Raw genomic sequence first — 16114 nt, forward strand, 5'->3', positions numbered from 1 at the left:
AAATGCCCTCCTAATAGTAATTTATTGATTTAAGAATAAAATACTGTTATAATTAGTATTGTTACCTGATAATACTATTTTAGCAGGAACCTTATTAATTCACAATAGTAAAAAATTGATATATAGGGTGAATTATTGATGTTTAGTACGGATGCGATGGAATACGGGCGTTTTTTGCCGGATATGCCCGCGCCGGGTGATTTTTCGGGGGCGTACCCTTGTTTGTGTGTGTTCGAGAAAGCGTCTCGCCGCACAGTGCCGGTTTCGGATACTTTGCCCGGGCTTATTTATCTGCTGTCCGGCAGCGGATATGTGGAATATTTGGAATCCAGGCACACCTACCTGCCGGACAGCTTGCTTGTGGTGCCGGACATGTCTTTGTTTGTACTGGACCCGCTGGAGGACACGGAATATTTGTGTTTCGTCCTCTCCCAGGGCGGGGAGCTGATCGACCAGATATCCCAAAGGGCGGGAGCGGTTCTGGCCTTGGAAGGGGACAATGGGATCGATCAGAAGATGGGAAAACTATGTTTTGATCTCCAGTCCGGCCAGATAGCGTCGCCCTACTTGCTGTCCGCCCGGATGTATGAAATTCTTATGGGGGCGCTGGCTGCGTGCGAAAATAAGAAGGGAGGAGGATACCCGCCTTTGGTCCGGCAGGCGATCAGTATTATCCGGGAGGAATACGCCTTTTTGGCAGGGGTGGAAGAACTGGCCCAGATGCTGGAGGTGACGAAACCTCACCTTATCCGAACCTTTACAAAAGCTACGGGGATGTCCCCGGGGAAATATCTTGTCCAGGTAAAGATGGAAAACGCCTGCCTAATGCTTCAAAACCGGGACTACAGCATCGATATGATCGCCAGTATGGTGGGATATTCAGGGGCAAACTATTTTTGCCGGGTTTTTCGCCAGCATACAGGAGAAAGTCCCGGGGAATACCGGGCCCGCCATTTTGCGCCGTCGGCCAGCCGGGAAAAGGAACAAAAACTCAAAGAGCTGGAAGGAATTTACCATGTATAACAAAAAATGGCGGTTGTGAAAAGCGTAGTTTTATATTTCGGCTTTAAATCTGACAATAAAAACCCGCAGAGCCTTTAGCAATGCGGGTTTATTTATTGTACACCGGGGACAAAAAGACGCCTCGCGCCGCAGGCGGCGCCAAATAAAAACAGCCAGTCTTTTGACTGGCTGTTTTTATTTGGTGGGAGGAGATGGATTCGAACCATCGAAGCTGAAAGCAACAGATTTACAGTCTGCCCCCTTTGGCCACTCGGGAACCCTCCCATATTCATATTTTAATGGAGCTGGTGGACGGACTCGAACCCCCGACCTGCTGATTACAAATCAGCTGCTCTACCAACTGAGCTACACCAGCACGCACACCATCCCCAATAGCGACGAATTTTAGTTTATCATAACTGTACATTATTGTCAACAGATTTTCAGAGCAAAAATAAAATTTTCCCGATTTTCGGGGAAATTTGCCCCTGGGCAAAAGTCCAGGGGCTTCTTTTTCAAATTGCTTCGAAATACTGGCGCAGCATGCTTAAATAGTTTTCCGAAAGAAGGAAACTGCCGTCCTCCTCAGAGAGAGAACCGGACAGAGGGAGATTTCCCGCCGCATCCGCTTCCAGTCCGGCAAGGAAGTTTGCGGATTTCTGCCGCTGTTCGTAATCAGAATAATTGATGTCCGTGTCAATAAGATTGATGATAAACTTGAATAGGGAAGGGGAGGTGTCCAGGGAAGCACAGGATTTATTTTGATTAATTATCGCAGCAATTAACTCCCCTGCGAGCTGACTGTTTTTTTCCGGGTCGGACGTTAGCTCCGGCCAGCCCAAAATATTTGCCACGTCCTGCCCATCCAGCTGCCGCTCCCCCGCTGGAATAGTAATCTCGTAGCCGTCTTTGGAATAAGAGATGTCATAAGGAACCTCAAAAACCACAGAACCGACCTTTTCGGCGATACGAAGAAAGGGAGCTTTTTCCAGGCGGACATATCGATCTACCTTTACTCCCAAGGTTTCCTGCAAAGCCTCCCGCACCCCTTTGCCGCCGCTTTTTTCATATACTTGAGCCAGAGTAGTTTTTTCGGCCTGCAAGGTGACCTGTGATTGCATGGGGAGTACGGTTAAGGGAATCTGCCCATATTGCGGGTTAAATCGGATCAGCAGTACGCTGAACGGCGCGGCACTTTTGTCCGCGCTTCCCATTACCGCCAAGGTAAACGTATCTACCGCCGGCGGCCGCCAGGCGGACTGGGGCTGGGTTTGAGGCTCTTGCTGCGCCTGGGGATTGATTACCGGCTGCACTACCAGCACAATCAGCATCATAATTACCGATAAAAGTACAAAACTTAGTCCAAAAGCCAAAGCGAAAGAACGAAAACGGTCTTTTTTTTCATCCATTGTTTTTACCCCTTGTCAAACGAATAAGATACTCTTATCATTGACAGGTTTTGGCGCCGGCTATACCGAAAAGTAAAAACTTGATTGCAACCGATACCATTTGTTTTGGAAAGTTTACACGATATCAACGAAAAAACCATAGGATATTATTGAATAACAAGGCCGTGTGTGCTACACTTTGACTATGTGAAATTTTAAGACAGTTTACCATAAAGGAGAGAAAAATTTTGATAAAACTTTATGATACGGGGGCTTATCTGGTAGACGGAAGGGAGCTTATTGCCGACGACCAAAACGCCCAGGCCAAATTAAGCTCCCTGATAGGGAAGGCTCCCTCCAAGGAAGAAGCGGCAAAAAATACGATTGCCTATTCCATTTTAAAGGCCCACAACACAGGAAAAGACATGGACAACCTGAAGATTAAATTTGACGCTCTGGTTTCCCACGATATCACCTATGTAGGAATTGTCCAAACGGCCCGCGCCAGCGGGCTGGAGAAATTCCCGCTGCCTTATGTGCTCACCAACTGCCACAACAGCTTGTGCGCCGTAGGAGGCACTATCAATGAAGATGACCATATGTTTGGCCTCTCCGCCGCCAAAAAGTACGGCGGGATTTATGTGCCGGCTCATCAGGCGGTTCTCCATCAGTATATGCGGGAGATGATGAGCGGCTGCGGAAAAATGCTGCTGGGCTCTGACAGCCATACCCGTTACGGCGCCTTGGGAACAATGGCCATTGGAGAAGGGGGACCGGAGCTGGTAAAACAGCTGCTGGATAAAACCTATGACGTAAAACGTCCGGGCGTGGTGGCGGTTTATCTTACCGGGAAGCCCCAGATAGGGGTAGGTCCCCAGGATGTGGCTATCGCCATTATCGGTGCAGTGTTCGCCAAGGGCTATGTGAAAAATAAAGTGATGGAATTTGTCGGGGATGGAATTAAAAATCTTGGCGTGGAATACCGCAATGGGATCGATGTAATGACCACCGAAACCACCTGTTTGTCCTCCATCTGGGCAACCGATGAGCAGGTAGAGGATTACTATGCCATCCATGGGCGCAAGGACCAGTATAAAAAACTCTCCCCAGGGCAAGTAGCTTATTATGACGGGGTGGTTTATGTGGATCTGTCCACCATTAAACCTATGATCGCTATGCCTTTCCATCCAAGCAACGCCTATGAGATTGACCAGCTCAACGCCAATCTGGAGGATATTTTGGCGCTGGTAGAAGAAACGGGAAGAAAACAAATCGACAATCCCAATATCCGCTTTACCCTCCGTGACAAGATCAAAGACGGCCGCTTGCTGGTGGATCAGGGCGTCATTGCCGGATGTGCCGGAGGCACCTATGACAATATCTGCGATGCGGCGGATATTTTAGCGGGCCATTCCATCGGGGTGGATGAGTTTGCGTTAAGCGTTTATCCAGCCAGTCAGCCGATTTTTATCCGTTTGGTAGATAACGGAGCGATTTCTAAACTCATGTCTGCAGGCGCTACTGTGCGTTCCGCTTTCTGCGGTCCATGCTTCGGCGCAGGGGACGTACCGGCCAATGGGGGCTTGAGTATCCGCCACAGTACCAGAAACTTCCCCAACCGGGAGGGCTCCAAACCAGGCAGCGGCCAGATTGCTTCGGTTGCTTTGATGGATGCTCGTTCCATCGCGGCCACCGCCTTAAACAAAGGAGTGCTGACCCCGGCTACCGACGTTGATTGTAACTTTACCAAACCCAAATATTATTTTAACGGCCAGGTCTATGAAAACCGGGTATACCATGGCTGGGGAAATCCAGATCCCTCCCATGAACTGAAGTTTGGACCGAATATTGCCGATTGGCCGGCCATGTCCCCGCTGACAGACCATCTGCTGCTGGGAGTAGCGTCCTTTATTACCGACCCGGTAACCACGACCGACGAGCTCATTCCGTCTGGGGAGACCTCTTCTTACCGTTCCAACCCGTTTAAACTGGCGGAATTTACCCTCTCCAGAAAGGATCCGGATTACGTTGGGACGGCCAAGAAGATCCATGACTGTGAGAAAAAGCGTCTTGACGGCGGCCTGCCTCTGAGCGAGGAACCTCTTTATCATTTGGTTTCTTTAATTAAAACAATTCCCGGCAGCGAAAATGTGAGGGAAGAAGCCAAAAAAGGAGAGATCGGGATCGGCTCCTTAGTATATGCAGTAAAACCGGGGGATGGTTCCGCCCGGGAACAGGCTGCCTCCTGTCAGAAGGTATTGGGCGGCTGGGCAAATATTGCCAAAGAATACGCAACCAAACGCTATCGCTCCAACTTGATCAACTGGGGGATGCTTCCTCTTTTGATTGAGGGTGAGCCGGTGTTTGGAAAATACGATTGGATTTTCCTGCCGTTTATCCGCAAGGCGATTGAGGAAAAGAAAGAAAAAATCCAGGCGTATGCCTTGGTGGGAGATCAAGTGCGGCCGTTTATTGTAACATTAGGGGATCTTACAGACGACGAAAGGGAGATTATCCTTTCCGGCTGCCTGATCAATTACTATAAAAATCATTAAACAGAAACGGGCGCTTCGCCAGGAAGCGCCCGTTTTCAATAAAAAAGCGGCGGGCATAACATGCTCGCCGCTTTTTACCATTTGTTTTTTACAGGGTTTCTATAGTGATACTGTCAATAGTGATATCCTCACTGGGTTTATTCTGTTCATCTCTTGCAGCGGAGGCGATCTGCTCCACCACATCCATTCCTTCGATCACCTGGCCGAAAACCGTGTCTTTGAAATCATAGTTGGGAACGCCGCCTACCTCAAGATACTTGTCAATTACCTTGGTGGGGAAGCCGCCGTCGATCATTTCCTGGCCCAGTTCCTCAGAAATGCCATTGTTCTGGATAATATAAAACTTGCTGTCGTTGGCGTCAGAAACGCCGTTATTGTTCATAGCGACCGCGCCGTTAAAATGCCACAAATTCAGGCTGTATTCATCGGCAAATTTACCGCTGTCAAAACTGCTTTCCCCGCCGTTGCCGGAATTTTCCGGGTCGCCGGTGCTGATACGTACGGTTGGGATCACCTCATAGAATTTCAACCCGTTGTAGTATCCTTTTTCCGCCAAAGCAATCCAGTTTTCTACCGCTTTGGGAGCTTCTTTATCATACAGAGCGATTTTGATATCGCCGGCGCTGGTTTTTATAGTAGCAACTTTGGTTCCAGCAGCGGGAGTATCAAACTGGATCAAGTTAATGGAAGCCTCATCAATCTCTTCATTGTGGGCTTTGATCTCCTCCGGATCAGTGGGAATGGAAGCCGCCGGGACATCGCTTTCACTGGGCGCGGCGTCCTCGGGTTTGTCTCCGCAGGCGGTCAATAGCAGGGAGAGGGCCAAAACGGCACAAAGAAGTACGAATAATTTTTTCACAGTATTTTACCTCCAAATATATTTCACATAAAATTATTAAAATCAAACTTTGACTCTCCCTATTTTACCACAAATTCCTGTAAAATCAATCTATCCGCAAGAGAATTAACAATTTACAAACAAATTCAAGGCGGCAGCGATTTTTTAAACCGCTGCCGCCTGTTTCATTTTATTTGTTGTTGGTATTACATTGGACTATCCCTTTACATTAATTTAACTCTTTCCATCTATCTAAAAGTAACGTTTTTTTATTCTATCGAAGTACTTAACAGTCCAATTAAGAGAAGTAGCTGATTTTTATTTTCGATAGAACATACTTTCAGTACCTGTCTGCCGCGGTTACTATCACAGCAAACCCGGACTTTCTTTACAATCCGGCGTCTTACGTTTACACTACTGTTTAGACATGAGAGTTTTTTGCCTGACCGGAATGGAATTTCTTTTCTCATGTGATACAAAATAGGATCATATACTAAAAAGATATTCGCTATACATAGTTTATACAGTTTGCTTTGGGATACCAACACTGCTTTGGATATAAACTTCCGGCTAGGCACAGGCTGTTTTATGTTCTCATTTACATTTTTCGTTCTTAACAGAGATACCTCCGTCAGTCAACGAAATAGAAATGTACACGTTTAAAATTTCCTGTTGGGAGCCGCGGTATAAATCCGCCTATTTTAGATCCGGCATTATAGATTATTTGTCTTGCCTGGGATTAACTCACCTTTTCTCATAAACCTCTTCTTTCATAAGAACTTCTTCTTTGAACGAAAGTATTTACTTGCTAAGGAAATTAACTTAGAGTCACTACAAATAACTAAATTTTCGTTTATCTCATGGATACTAAACTTACTAACTTCGCATATACCACAGACGAAACAGAAACTATAATGCTACCTATCCCTGTTTTGCTTCCCTTACAGGCTACTCGCCGGCGTACAGTTCCTCAATGTAAATGAGAAACTGTGCTGTTCGGAGTACATGGGAACCACCGCCTTTCCTTTTCAGGTTGATTGTTCATCTTCCTTGTTTGTACTCTTATTATATGCAAATATTTATATATTGTCAATAGGAATTTTTAACAATTCACATTTTTTATATATATTTTTAACAGTTATGAAAAATAATTGACATTTTAATAAAGTTGCACTATCATATATCTGTATAAAAGAGGAATAACAAAGAAAAATCCATATAACAAGGCATAACGCCGCAGTAAAGGAGAACAATATTATGGCCCAAAGCGAATACGGAAACGATATCCTTACCCTGGTCGATGAGGACGGACAGGAGCATGAGTTTGAGGTAGTGGATACCCTGGAGATGGGCGAGGAGCGCTATATGGCTTTGGTCGCCAGCTATGACGATCCCCAGGAAACCCTCGAGGACGACGGGGAACTGGTTATCTTAAAAGTATTGGAAGACGAAGACGGAGAGGAATATCTGGAAGCGATCCAGGAGGAGGAAGAGTTTGATCAGGTAGCCGCTATTTTTATGGAGCGCCTGGAAGACGATTTCGACTTTAACGAAGAGGATGAATAAACAGTAAAACTTCCTGCTGTGTCCGACAGCCCTGCTTAAAATAATCCAACACACTGTTTAACGGGAGTCTGACTTCCGTGCTATGATTGCAGACCTCCCCATTTTGGGACGAAGGGAGCATGAACCCACGGAGAGGACGTACCCACCTTGTCTTGGGACGGGGTTAGCAGCGAGCAGGACATCGGCACCGCGGGATTTTTTCCGCCGGAAACTGAAAATTTAAAAAATAAGGCGGAAAACTCCGCCTTATTTTTATCCATAAAACAGGAGGACAAACCATTGAATGACTGGCTCCAGCGCACCCGGCTGCTTTTAGGGGAGCAGGCTGTGGAAAAACTGAAAAATGCCAAAGTGGCCCTGCTGGGGCTGGGCGGAGTAGGCGGCGCCTGCGCGGAGGCTTTGTGCCGCGCTGGGATAGGGTCGCTTATGCTGGTGGACAACGACAAAGTGGAGATCAGCAACCTGAACCGGCAGACGGCGGCCACAAGGGAAACGATCGGCCAGGAAAAATGCCGGGTTATGGGGGCGCGCTTAAAAGCGATCAACCCTGAGATTTCTCTTGTGCTGGAGAAGCGGTTTTATCTTCCCCAGGAAAGCGATTTTTTATATGACTGGGAACCGGACTATGTGGTTGACGCCATCGATACGGTGACGGCCAAGCTCCATTTAGCCCAGCAGTGCTATGAGCGGGGGATACCGCTGATTATGTGCCTTGGCACCGGCAACCGGCTGGATCCTGGAAAGCTGCGCCAGGGAAAAATGGAGGATACCGTCGGTTGCGGCTGTCCCCTTGCCAGGGTGATGCGCCGGGAACTGAAAAAGCGCGGCGTAGCAGGGCAGAATGTGGTATACTCCACGGAAGAACCAAAAAATGTGATCAGCGCGGCGAAGGATGGCCGTCACAGTCCGGCGAGCATTTCGTTTGTTCCGCCGGTAGCCGGGTATCTGATGGCCGCGGCGGTGGTAGGGGAGTTGACAGGATACAAATATGGGAAGTAGTATGCAGCAAATGATGGGATATATCCGCAAGGCGGTTACAGATTACCAGATGCTTTCTGATGGGGATAAGGTAGCGGTAGGCGTCAGCGGCGGGAAGGATTCCGTGGTGCTTTTGGCAGGGCTTGCCGGGGTGCGCCGGTATTTGGGAGTTGATTTTCAGCTGGAAGCGGTCACGTTGGATAATGGGTTTGCGGGTACGCCCATGGATTATTCTCCTCTCCAGGAGCTTTGCCGTCAGCTGGGAGTAGGGTACACTTTGAAAAGAACCGAGATCGGTTCGATTATCTTTGACGTGCGCCAGGAAGAAAACCCCTGCAGCCTGTGCGCCAGGATGCGCAGAGGCTGCCTGCATGATACCGCTAAAGCCCTTGGGTGCAACAAAATCGCCTTGGGGCACCATTTTGACGACGCAGTGGAAACTTTTATGATGAACCTGTTTAACGAAGGGAGAATCGGATGTTTTTCTCCGGTGACCTACCTGTCCCGCAAAGACGTTACTGTAATCCGTCCGCTGATTTACGCCCCGGAAAAGGAGATCCGCTCTGCACAGCGCAAAGCCGGTTTGCCGGTGGTAAAAAGCGCCTGTCCGGTGGATGGATGCACTAACCGCCAGTGGACAAAAGAGTTTTTAGCTAAGATGGAAAAAGAGCATAAAGGGATTACCAACCGAATTTTCGGCGCCATGAAACGGGGGCATATTTCCGGATGGTAACTCCTTTCAATAAATAAACCAAAGGAAAAGAAGGAGAGAGTAAAATGAATGTATTGGCACTTTATTCCAGCCCGAGAAGAAACAGCAACTCCACTTTCCTATTAAAGGAAATAATGAGCGCCGTCAAGGAAAAAGGAGTACATACAACCACTGAATTTGATGTGGCGAAAATGAACATCAAAGGCTGCCAGGCGTGCGAAGGCTGCCACAACCCCAAGGGAAACGGCGGGTGTGTGGTAAAAGACGATATGCAGCAGGTGCTGGCCGCAGTAAAACAGGCGGACTATATTTTTATGTCCACTCCCCTTTATTGGTGGAATATTTCCGCCCAGCTCAAAGCGGTGTTTGACCGTTTCTATTCCTTAAACAAGAAAAACGACCTGCAGGGGAAAACCATTCATCTGGTGATCACCGGCGCCTCTGAGGAGGATGATATCGGTTATGAGCTGGTGAATAAAACCTTTATGGAAATCTGCGATTATATCGGCTGTGAGTTTAAAATCCTGATAGTCAGCGGGGATGACAGCAATCCCGCCCAAAAAAATGAAAAGGCCATCGCCCAGGCCAAAGCCATTGGGGAAAGCCTTTAAAATGAAAAAGACGCCGGTCTAGCCGGCGTCTTTTATTTTTGCAGATACAAAGCAATTTGTCCGCACACAGGACACACCCCTGCGGCAATCTCCCCCGGCTTTGTCCGGCCGGGTTCCAGTTTAAGAGCACCATAAGTATTTACCTTTATTTTGTAGCCTTCCGCCATTTTTTGATGGCAGGAAGGACACATACGTTCATTCATAAAACCATTCCCCTACTCCGCTGTGTCTTCGTCCTCCGGCTCCTTGGGAAGCAGTTCTGCCCGGACTCGGGCGATTCGGCGGTCCTCCACCAAAAGGACGGTAAATTTTGCGCCTCCTACTTCTACGCATGGATGCTCGTCTGGAGCGGGGATACGTTCTAAAATTTCAGTAAGCAGTCCGCCGATGGTATCATAATCGGAATCTTCCGGCAGCTCGATATCCAGCAGACGCTCGGTTTCATCAATAGACAGGGTGCCGTCGATGGCGTAAACCCCTTGCGCCAGCTCAAAGACCTCTTCCTCCTCGCTGTCATATTCATCCTGAATATTGCCCACGATCGACTCCAAAAGGTCCTCCATGCTTACAATGCCTGCCGTTCCCCCGTATTCATCTACCGCCACAGCGATCTGCACCTTCTGGAGTTTAAACTGGGCAAACAGGTCTACGCATTTCATCCCTTCCGGGACAAACAGCGCCCGGCGCATATAGTTTTGGGCGCAGAATCCCTCTTCGTTTTTCCCAATCAGGCACAGCAGATCCTTTACGTACAGCAGTCCGATAATATCGTCGATATCGTCGCCGTACACCGGGATACGGGAGTATCCGCTGTCAATGGCCAAAGCGGTAATATCGTGCAGAGGAGCGGTTTTGGGGACTGCTATGAGCTCGGTACGGTGAGTCATAATCTCAGAAACCGTACGGTCATCGAACTCAAAGATATTGTTAATCATATCTTTTTCGCTCTGTTCGATCTGCCCCTTTTCATTTCCCACATCCACCATCAGGCGGATTTCCTCCTCCGTAACCGGTTCAGGCTCTTCTTGTTCATGCACCCCCAGCAGGGCGGCAAGCCCTTTGGAAACGGCGGTATTTAACAGGACGAACGGTTTGCACAGGCAGGAAAAAAACCAGCACAGCCGGGCCAAGGAACGGGAAACCCCCTCCGGATAACGACAGGCGATCCGATAGGGCAGCCGATCGCAAAAAATGCCGCACGCCAGCACGACCGCCACAGTGGAAAGAAGAATTAATATTAGACTGGACGCAGGCCCTGCGCCGTCCATCAGACGGGTACGAAGCGCCAGGCGCAGTATCGTAAGGCAGCCGGCAGTAGCGATAATAACCGTACAGATCAGTTTTGCAAGTTTAATCCCATCAAAAAAATCAGAGGGGCGTTTTAAAAGCTTGAAGATGAAACGCTCGATCTTCTCCTGAGAAGAAGACATTTTTTTTACCTTACTGTCGCTCAGAGCAGTAAGAGCAGTGCTGCCTGCGGTAAGCAGGGCATTGATTAACAAGAAAACGATAATTAAAAACAAATACGCAGTCAAATTGCCGTCGGGGTCCATGAAGCGTTCCTCCCGTATTTCTAAGGTTTTAGTCCCACTAAAATCTGTATTTAATATACCCATTTTAAGTACAATTGTCAATTTTACTTGGAAAGAGGGCAGAATATTAGAAAAATCTCGGTAACTCCCTTGTATTTTACAGGAAATCATATTTACAACCGGGGGTAAAGGTGATAAAATCTATAAGGATAGGTGCCTGTCTGTTTTATGGTTAAGAAGGCAGGAAAATCTAATATTTTACTAATCCTAATTAGTATAAATTTTTTAGGGAGGAAGATATAACATGGCAAGAAAAATGAAAACCATGGACGGTAACAACGCTGCGGCTCACGTTTCGTATGCGTATACCGACCTGGCGGCCATCTACCCAATCACACCGTCCTCGGTAATGGCTGAGGTCACCGACGTATGGTCGGCCCAGGGACGTAAAAACATTTTCGGCAATGAAGTAAAGGTTGTTGAAATGCAGTCCGAAGCAGGCGCCGCGGGCACCGTGCACGGATCTTTGGCGGCGGGCGCTTTGACCACCACCTATACCGCTTCTCAGGGACTTCTTTTGATGATCCCGAACATGTACAAAATCGCCGGTGAACAGCTTCCGGGGGTAATCAACGTTTCCGCCCGTGCGATAGCTTCTCACGCACTGAGCATCTTCGGCGACCATTCGGACATTTATGCGTGCCGTCAGACCGGATACGCTATGCTTTGCGAAAGCAGCGTTCAGGAAGTTATGGACCTGACTCCAGTGGCTCACTGCGCCGCGGTAAAAGGCCGGGTTCCTTTCTTAAACTTCTTTGATGGTTTTAGAACCTCTCATGAAATTCAGAAAATCCAGATTTGGGATAATGACGATCTGGCGGACCTGATCGATATGGATGCGGTCAACGCGTACAGAAAGAACGCTCTGAACCCGGAACATCCGGTTCTTCGCGGTACCGCGCAGAATCCGGATATCTTCTTCCAGGCCAGAGAAGCCTGCAACAAGTTCTATGACGCTCTGCCGGAAGTGGTCGAGCAGTATATGGACAAGATCAACGCCAAAATCGGCACCGACTACAAACTGTTTAACTACTACGGCGCTGCGGATGCGGACAATGTAATCGTAGCTATGGGTTCCGTGTGTGATACCATCGATGAGACCATCGATTACCTGAACGCCAACGGCAGAAAAGTGGGTCTTGTAAAAGTTCGCTTGTACCGTCCGTTCTCTGTAAAACATCTGTTGGCAGTATTGCCGGATACGGTTAAGACCATCTCTGTTCTCGACAGAACCAAAGAGCCGGGCTCCTTGGGCGAACCGCTCTACCTGGATGTAGTGGCGGCGCTCAAAGGCACCAAATTTGAAAGCTGCAAAGTACTGGGCGGCCGTTACGGCTTGGGTTCCAAAGATACCACTCCTGCGCAGATTATCGCTGTATATGACAATGCGGTGAAAGGCCAGAAAGAAAGATTTACCATCGGCATCGAAGACGATGTTACCTATCTGTCCCTGCCGATAACTGAAAATCCGGACACTACTCCGGAAGGCACCACCAGCTGTAAATTCTGGGGCCTTGGTTCTGACGGCACCGTCGGCGCCAACAAAAACTCCATTAAAATTATCGGTGACCATACTGATATGTATGCTCAGGCATACTTTGCGTATGACTCCAAGAAGTCCGGCGGCGTTACCGTTTCTCACTTAAGATTCGGACACACCCCCATCCGTTCCACCTATCTGATCAATAAAGCGGACTTTGTTGCCTGCCACAATCCTTCTTATATCGGCAAGTACGATATGGTAGAGGACCTTAAGGACGGCGGCACCTTCCTGCTCAACTGCGGCTGGGATATGGATGAGATCAACGCCAGAATGCCTGGAAAAGAAAAACGCTATATGGCGCAGCACAATATCCAGTTCTACACCATCGACGGCGTTGCCATCGGCCGTGAGCTGGGACTGGGCGGACGTATCAATACGGTTCTGCAGTCTGCGTTCTTTAAGCTTGCTAATGTTATTCCTGCGGCGGACGCCATTAAATATATGAAAGACGCCGCTACCGCTTCCTATGGCAAGAAAGGCGAGAAAGTAGTAGCGATGAACCATGCCGCTATTGAAAAAGGCGCAGAAAGCGTTCACAAGATTGAAATCCCGGCGGACTGGAAAAATGCTCCGGATACAGAAAACGAAGTGAAAGCTACCGGCGACAGAAAAGACTTGGTTGATTTCGTAAACGATATTCTGATCCCAGCCAACGCTCAGCGGGGCGATAAACTGCCGGTATCCACCTTCAGCGGCCGGGAAGACGGCACCTTCCCCCAGGGCTCTGCCGCTTATGAAAAACGTGGAATTGCCGTGGATGTTCCCTGCTGGATTCCGGAAAATTGTATCCAGTGTAACTTCTGTTCTTATGTGTGTCCTCATGCGGTTATCCGTCCGGCGGTTATGAGCGCGGAGGAAGCTGCGAAGGCTCCGGAAGGCATGAAGATGGTGGATATGACCGGTATGCCTGGTTATAAATTCGGCATGACGGTTTCTGTTTTAGACTGTACTGGCTGCGGTTCCTGCGCCAATGTCTGCCCGGGCAAAAAGGGAAACAAGGCTCTGGAAATGAAAAAGCTGGACACCCAGCTGGATCAGCAGGAAAAATTTGCTTATGGCTTCGATCTGCCGGTGAAACCGGAAGTTGCGGACAAGTTCAAACCTACTACCGTAAAAGGAAGCCAGTTCAAACAGCCGCTGCTTGAGTTCTCCGGCGCTTGTGCGGGTTGTGGTGAAACTCCGTATGCGAAGCTGGTTACCCAGCTGTTTGGCGACAGAATGTATATTGCCAACGCCACCGGTTGTTCTTCCATCTGGGGCGGCTCGGCTCCTTCCACTCCGTATACTGTTAATAAAGAAGGACATGGTCCTTCTTGGGCAAACTCCTTGTTCGAGGATAATGCGGAATACGGATATGGTATGTATCTGGCGCAGGCTACCCTGCGTAACCACCTGATCGAGAAAGTAAGAGCTTTGGCGGAAGGCGCGCAAAAGGCTTCTGTAAAAGCGGCTTGTGAAGGTTATCTGTCCACATTGGACGACGGCGCTGCCAACAGCGCGGCCACTGCTGCCATGGTAGCGGAGCTCAGCGCCTGCGGCTGCGATGAGGCGAAGGAAATCCTCAAGGATAAAGAGTTCCTGGCGAAGAAATCCAACTGGGTATTCGGTGGAGACGGCTGGGCGTTTGATATCGGATTTGGCGGTTTGGATCATGTGATCGCTTCCGGCGAAGACGTTAACATCCTGGTATTTGATACGGAAGTTTACTCCAATACCGGCGGACAGTCCTCTAAAGCGACTCCTACTGGCGCTGTGGCTCAGTTTGCCGCCGCTGGTAAGGAAGTAAAACAGAAAGATTTGGCCGCTATCGCTATGAGCTATGGCTATGTGTATGTAGCTCAGGTTGCTATGGGTGCGGACTACAATCAGTGTATCAAAGCTTTTGTTGAAGCGGAAAGCTATCATGGCCCATCCCTCATCATTGCTTACGCTCCTTGCATCAACCACGGAATCAAAGGCGGCATGACCATTGCTCAGACCGAAATTAAGAGAGCGGTGGAAGCTGGTTACTGGCACAACTTCCGGTTTGACCCGCGTCTTACCATCGAAGGTAAAAATCCGTTCCAGCTTGACTCCAAGGCTCCTACCGCGGACTACAAAGCGTTCATCGAAAACGAGGTTCGTTACAGCTCCCTGGTTAGAAGCTATCCGGAAAGAGCAGAAGAACTGTTCGCGAAAGCGACCCGTTCCGCAAAAGAGAAATACGATCATTTGCTCCGTCTTTCCAAACTCTACGATGTAGAATAAGTCAAATAACAGAAAAGGCGGTTCCCATACGGGAACCGCCTTTTTGCTTTGTTTGGGGAGGATATAAAGCGAAAAACCGCCCGCTGTTTTTCACTTTAGAGGCGCGGCAAAACGATTCATCACTCCTTGTTTCAAGTGTGCGCGGGGCGCAAAACCGCCCGCGGCGTTCTTTTTTACCGCTGAGTTAAGACTGTTAAACCTGGATATTTCGCCCTGGGGCCGGCGGATGCGCAGCGCCGGTATGGAAATATGCCGGCTTTGGGCGTCAGGCCCGGTTGAAGGGGAACGGATTTTTATTTTTAATAAATTTGGAAAGAGATGTTTGTAAAAAAGCAAAGAGAGGGAGATACTAAAACCAAAGGGGGCGTTTTGTGTGTCGCTGGTAAAGATAAAAGAGATGTACAAAATTTACAACGAAGGTGAAAATGAGGTGAGAGCGCTGGCAGGCGTTTCGCTTAATATAGAGAAGGGGGAATTTGTAGCGATTGTAGGCCAGTCGGGAGCAGGAAAATCCACTTTGATGAACATGCTGGGATGCTTGGACCTGCCCGACCAGGGAGAGTACGAACTTAATGGAAAAAATGTGGCGGATATCGCCGAGCTGGAACTGGCTAAAATCCGCAATCGGGAAATCGGCTTTATTTTTCAGGGGTTTAATCTGATTCCCAGTTTAAGCGCGTTGGAGAATGTGGAGCTGCCGCTGATCTACCGGGGAATGAAGCGAAAGGAACGGGGGGAGCTGGCTATGTCGGCGTTAAGACGGGTGGGGATTTCCAACCGGGCCAACCACCGGCCCTCCCAGCTATCCGGCGGTCAGCAGCAGAGGGTGGCGATTGCCCGGGCAATCGCCGCCCGCCCGCCGATTATCCTGGCGGACGAGCCTACTGGAAACCTGGACAGCGCCTCCGGAAAAGAGGTCATGGGGATACTCCACGAACTGCATCAAGAAGGGAAAACCATCGTACTGATCACTCATGACGAGGGCATCGCCGCGTCCGCCCAGCGAGTGATACGGATTGTGGATGGAAATGTAATAGAAGACGTTACAAACGCTTCTTAAACAAAAAACCGCCGCCCAAAAG

At 48.8% G+C, this 16114-nt stretch carries 12 protein-coding genes, 2 tRNA genes and 1 other RNA gene; 9 read left to right on the forward strand and 6 right to left on the reverse strand.

All coding sequences use genetic code 11. The annotated features are described in order from the left end of the window. Positions 1 to 138: 138 nt before the first annotated feature. Positions 139 to 1023, forward strand: coding sequence for a helix-turn-helix domain-containing protein (locus H8705_RS10520; protein ID WP_262395738.1), 885 nt, complete (start codon positions 139 to 141; stop codon positions 1021 to 1023). A 179-nt stretch (positions 1024 to 1202) separates the two neighbouring features. Here the strand turns inward: H8705_RS10520 and H8705_RS10525 are convergent. The 3 genes from H8705_RS10525 to H8705_RS10535 all read right to left on the reverse strand — a co-directional run bounded on the left by H8705_RS10525 (position 1203) and on the right by H8705_RS10535 (position 2411). Next, positions 1203 to 1287: transfer RNA gene (locus H8705_RS10525), tRNA-Tyr, on the reverse strand. Between the two features lie 15 nt (positions 1288 to 1302). Further along, positions 1303 to 1378, reverse strand: a tRNA-Thr gene (locus tag H8705_RS10530). Positions 1379 to 1517: 139 nt separating this feature from the next. After that, positions 1518 to 2411 carry an LCP family protein gene (locus H8705_RS10535; RefSeq protein WP_262395739.1) on the reverse strand — a complete coding sequence of 298 codons (894 nt, stop codon included), beginning with the start codon at positions 2409 to 2411 and terminating at the stop codon, positions 1518 to 1520. A 227-nt stretch (positions 2412 to 2638) separates the two neighbouring features. Between H8705_RS10535 and H8705_RS10540 the strand changes: the two genes are divergently transcribed. Further along, positions 2639 to 4945: a hydratase gene (locus tag H8705_RS10540; protein WP_262395740.1), complete on the forward strand. Its 2307-nt coding sequence runs from the start codon at positions 2639 to 2641 to the stop codon at positions 4943 to 4945. 88 nt (positions 4946 to 5033) lie between these two features. Here the strand turns inward: H8705_RS10540 and H8705_RS10545 are convergent, their stop codons facing one another. Beyond that, on the reverse strand, positions 5034 to 5804 hold the full coding sequence (locus H8705_RS10545; RefSeq protein ID WP_262395741.1) for a peptidylprolyl isomerase: 771 nt from the start codon (positions 5802 to 5804) through the stop codon (positions 5034 to 5036). Between the two features lie 1236 nt (positions 5805 to 7040). Between H8705_RS10545 and H8705_RS10550 the strand changes: the two genes are divergently transcribed. From H8705_RS10550 to H8705_RS10570, 5 genes are all read left to right on the forward strand, one after another. After that, a complete protein-coding gene (locus tag H8705_RS10550; RefSeq protein ID WP_262395742.1) occupies positions 7041 to 7349 on the forward strand; it encodes a DUF1292 domain-containing protein in 309 nt (102 codons plus the stop codon). A gap of 7 nt (positions 7350 to 7356) precedes the next feature. Beyond that, a non-coding RNA gene (gene ssrS / locus H8705_RS10555) (6S RNA) lies at positions 7357 to 7549 on the forward strand. 79 nt (positions 7550 to 7628) lie between these two features. Then, positions 7629 to 8348, forward strand: a complete 720-nt coding sequence (locus H8705_RS10560; RefSeq protein WP_262395743.1) for a tRNA threonylcarbamoyladenosine dehydratase — start codon at positions 7629 to 7631, stop codon at positions 8346 to 8348. Continuing rightward, complete coding sequence (locus H8705_RS10565) at positions 8338 to 9060, forward strand: tRNA 2-thiocytidine biosynthesis TtcA family protein (protein ID WP_392392084.1); 723 nt, start codon at positions 8338 to 8340, stop codon at positions 9058 to 9060. The genes H8705_RS10560 and H8705_RS10565 overlap by 11 nt, the downstream gene beginning before the upstream one ends. Positions 9061 to 9104: 44 nt before the next feature. Beyond that, positions 9105 to 9650, forward strand: a complete 546-nt coding sequence (locus H8705_RS10570) for a flavodoxin family protein (RefSeq protein ID WP_262395744.1) — start codon at positions 9105 to 9107, stop codon at positions 9648 to 9650. Positions 9651 to 9682: 32 nt separating this feature from the next. Here the strand turns inward: H8705_RS10570 and H8705_RS10575 are convergent, their stop codons facing one another. Both H8705_RS10575 and H8705_RS10580 read right to left on the reverse strand, forming a co-directional pair. Continuing rightward, positions 9683 to 9853, reverse strand: a complete 171-nt coding sequence (locus H8705_RS10575; RefSeq protein WP_262395746.1) for a hypothetical protein — start codon at positions 9851 to 9853, stop codon at positions 9683 to 9685. A gap of 12 nt (positions 9854 to 9865) precedes the next feature. Next, positions 9866 to 11203: a hemolysin family protein gene (locus H8705_RS10580; RefSeq protein ID WP_262395748.1), complete on the reverse strand. Its 1338-nt coding sequence runs from the start codon at positions 11201 to 11203 to the stop codon at positions 9866 to 9868. 283 nt (positions 11204 to 11486) lie between these two features. On the opposite strand from H8705_RS10580, the gene nifJ reads away from it, so the two are divergent. Together nifJ and H8705_RS10590 are read left to right on the forward strand one after the other, a co-directional pair. Next, positions 11487 to 15032, forward strand: coding sequence for a pyruvate:ferredoxin (flavodoxin) oxidoreductase (gene nifJ, locus H8705_RS10585; protein ID WP_262395749.1), 3546 nt, complete (start codon positions 11487 to 11489; stop codon positions 15030 to 15032). Positions 15033 to 15429: 397 nt separating this feature from the next. Further along, the gene (locus H8705_RS10590) at positions 15430 to 16092 is read left to right on the forward strand and encodes an ABC transporter ATP-binding protein (RefSeq protein WP_262395776.1); all 663 of its coding nucleotides are present in this window, start codon (positions 15430 to 15432) and stop codon (positions 16090 to 16092) included. Positions 16093 to 16114: the final 22 nt, after the last annotated feature.

Source organism: Youxingia wuxianensis, assembly GCF_014385085.1.
In the GTDB taxonomy this organism is placed as follows: Bacteria; Bacillota; Clostridia; order Oscillospirales; family Ruminococcaceae; genus Youxingia; species Youxingia wuxianensis.

Excerpts from the sequence above, each read along its gene's own strand:
- H8705_RS10520 (WP_262395738.1), top strand. The coding sequence starts at position 139 with ATGTTTAGTACGGATGCGATGGAATACGGGCGTTTTTTGCCGGATATG.
- H8705_RS10535 (WP_262395739.1), bottom strand. The coding sequence starts at position 2,411 with ATGGATGAAAAAAAAGACCGTTTTCGTTCTTTCGCTTTGGCTTTTGGA.
- H8705_RS10550 (WP_262395742.1), top strand. The coding sequence starts at position 7,041 with ATGGCCCAAAGCGAATACGGAAACGATATCCTTACCCTGGTCGATGAG.
- H8705_RS10565 (WP_392392084.1), top strand. The coding sequence starts at position 8,338 with ATGGGAAGTAGTATGCAGCAAATGATGGGATATATCCGCAAGGCGGTT.
- H8705_RS10570 (WP_262395744.1), top strand. The coding sequence starts at position 9,105 with ATGAATGTATTGGCACTTTATTCCAGCCCGAGAAGAAACAGCAACTCC.
- H8705_RS10575 (WP_262395746.1), bottom strand. The coding sequence starts at position 9,853 with ATGAATGAACGTATGTGTCCTTCCTGCCATCAAAAAATGGCGGAAGGC.
- H8705_RS10580 (WP_262395748.1), bottom strand. The coding sequence starts at position 11,203 with ATGGACCCCGACGGCAATTTGACTGCGTATTTGTTTTTAATTATCGTT.
- nifJ (WP_262395749.1), top strand. The coding sequence starts at position 11,487 with ATGGCAAGAAAAATGAAAACCATGGACGGTAACAACGCTGCGGCTCAC.
- H8705_RS10590 (WP_262395776.1), top strand. The coding sequence starts at position 15,430 with ATGTACAAAATTTACAACGAAGGTGAAAATGAGGTGAGAGCGCTGGCA.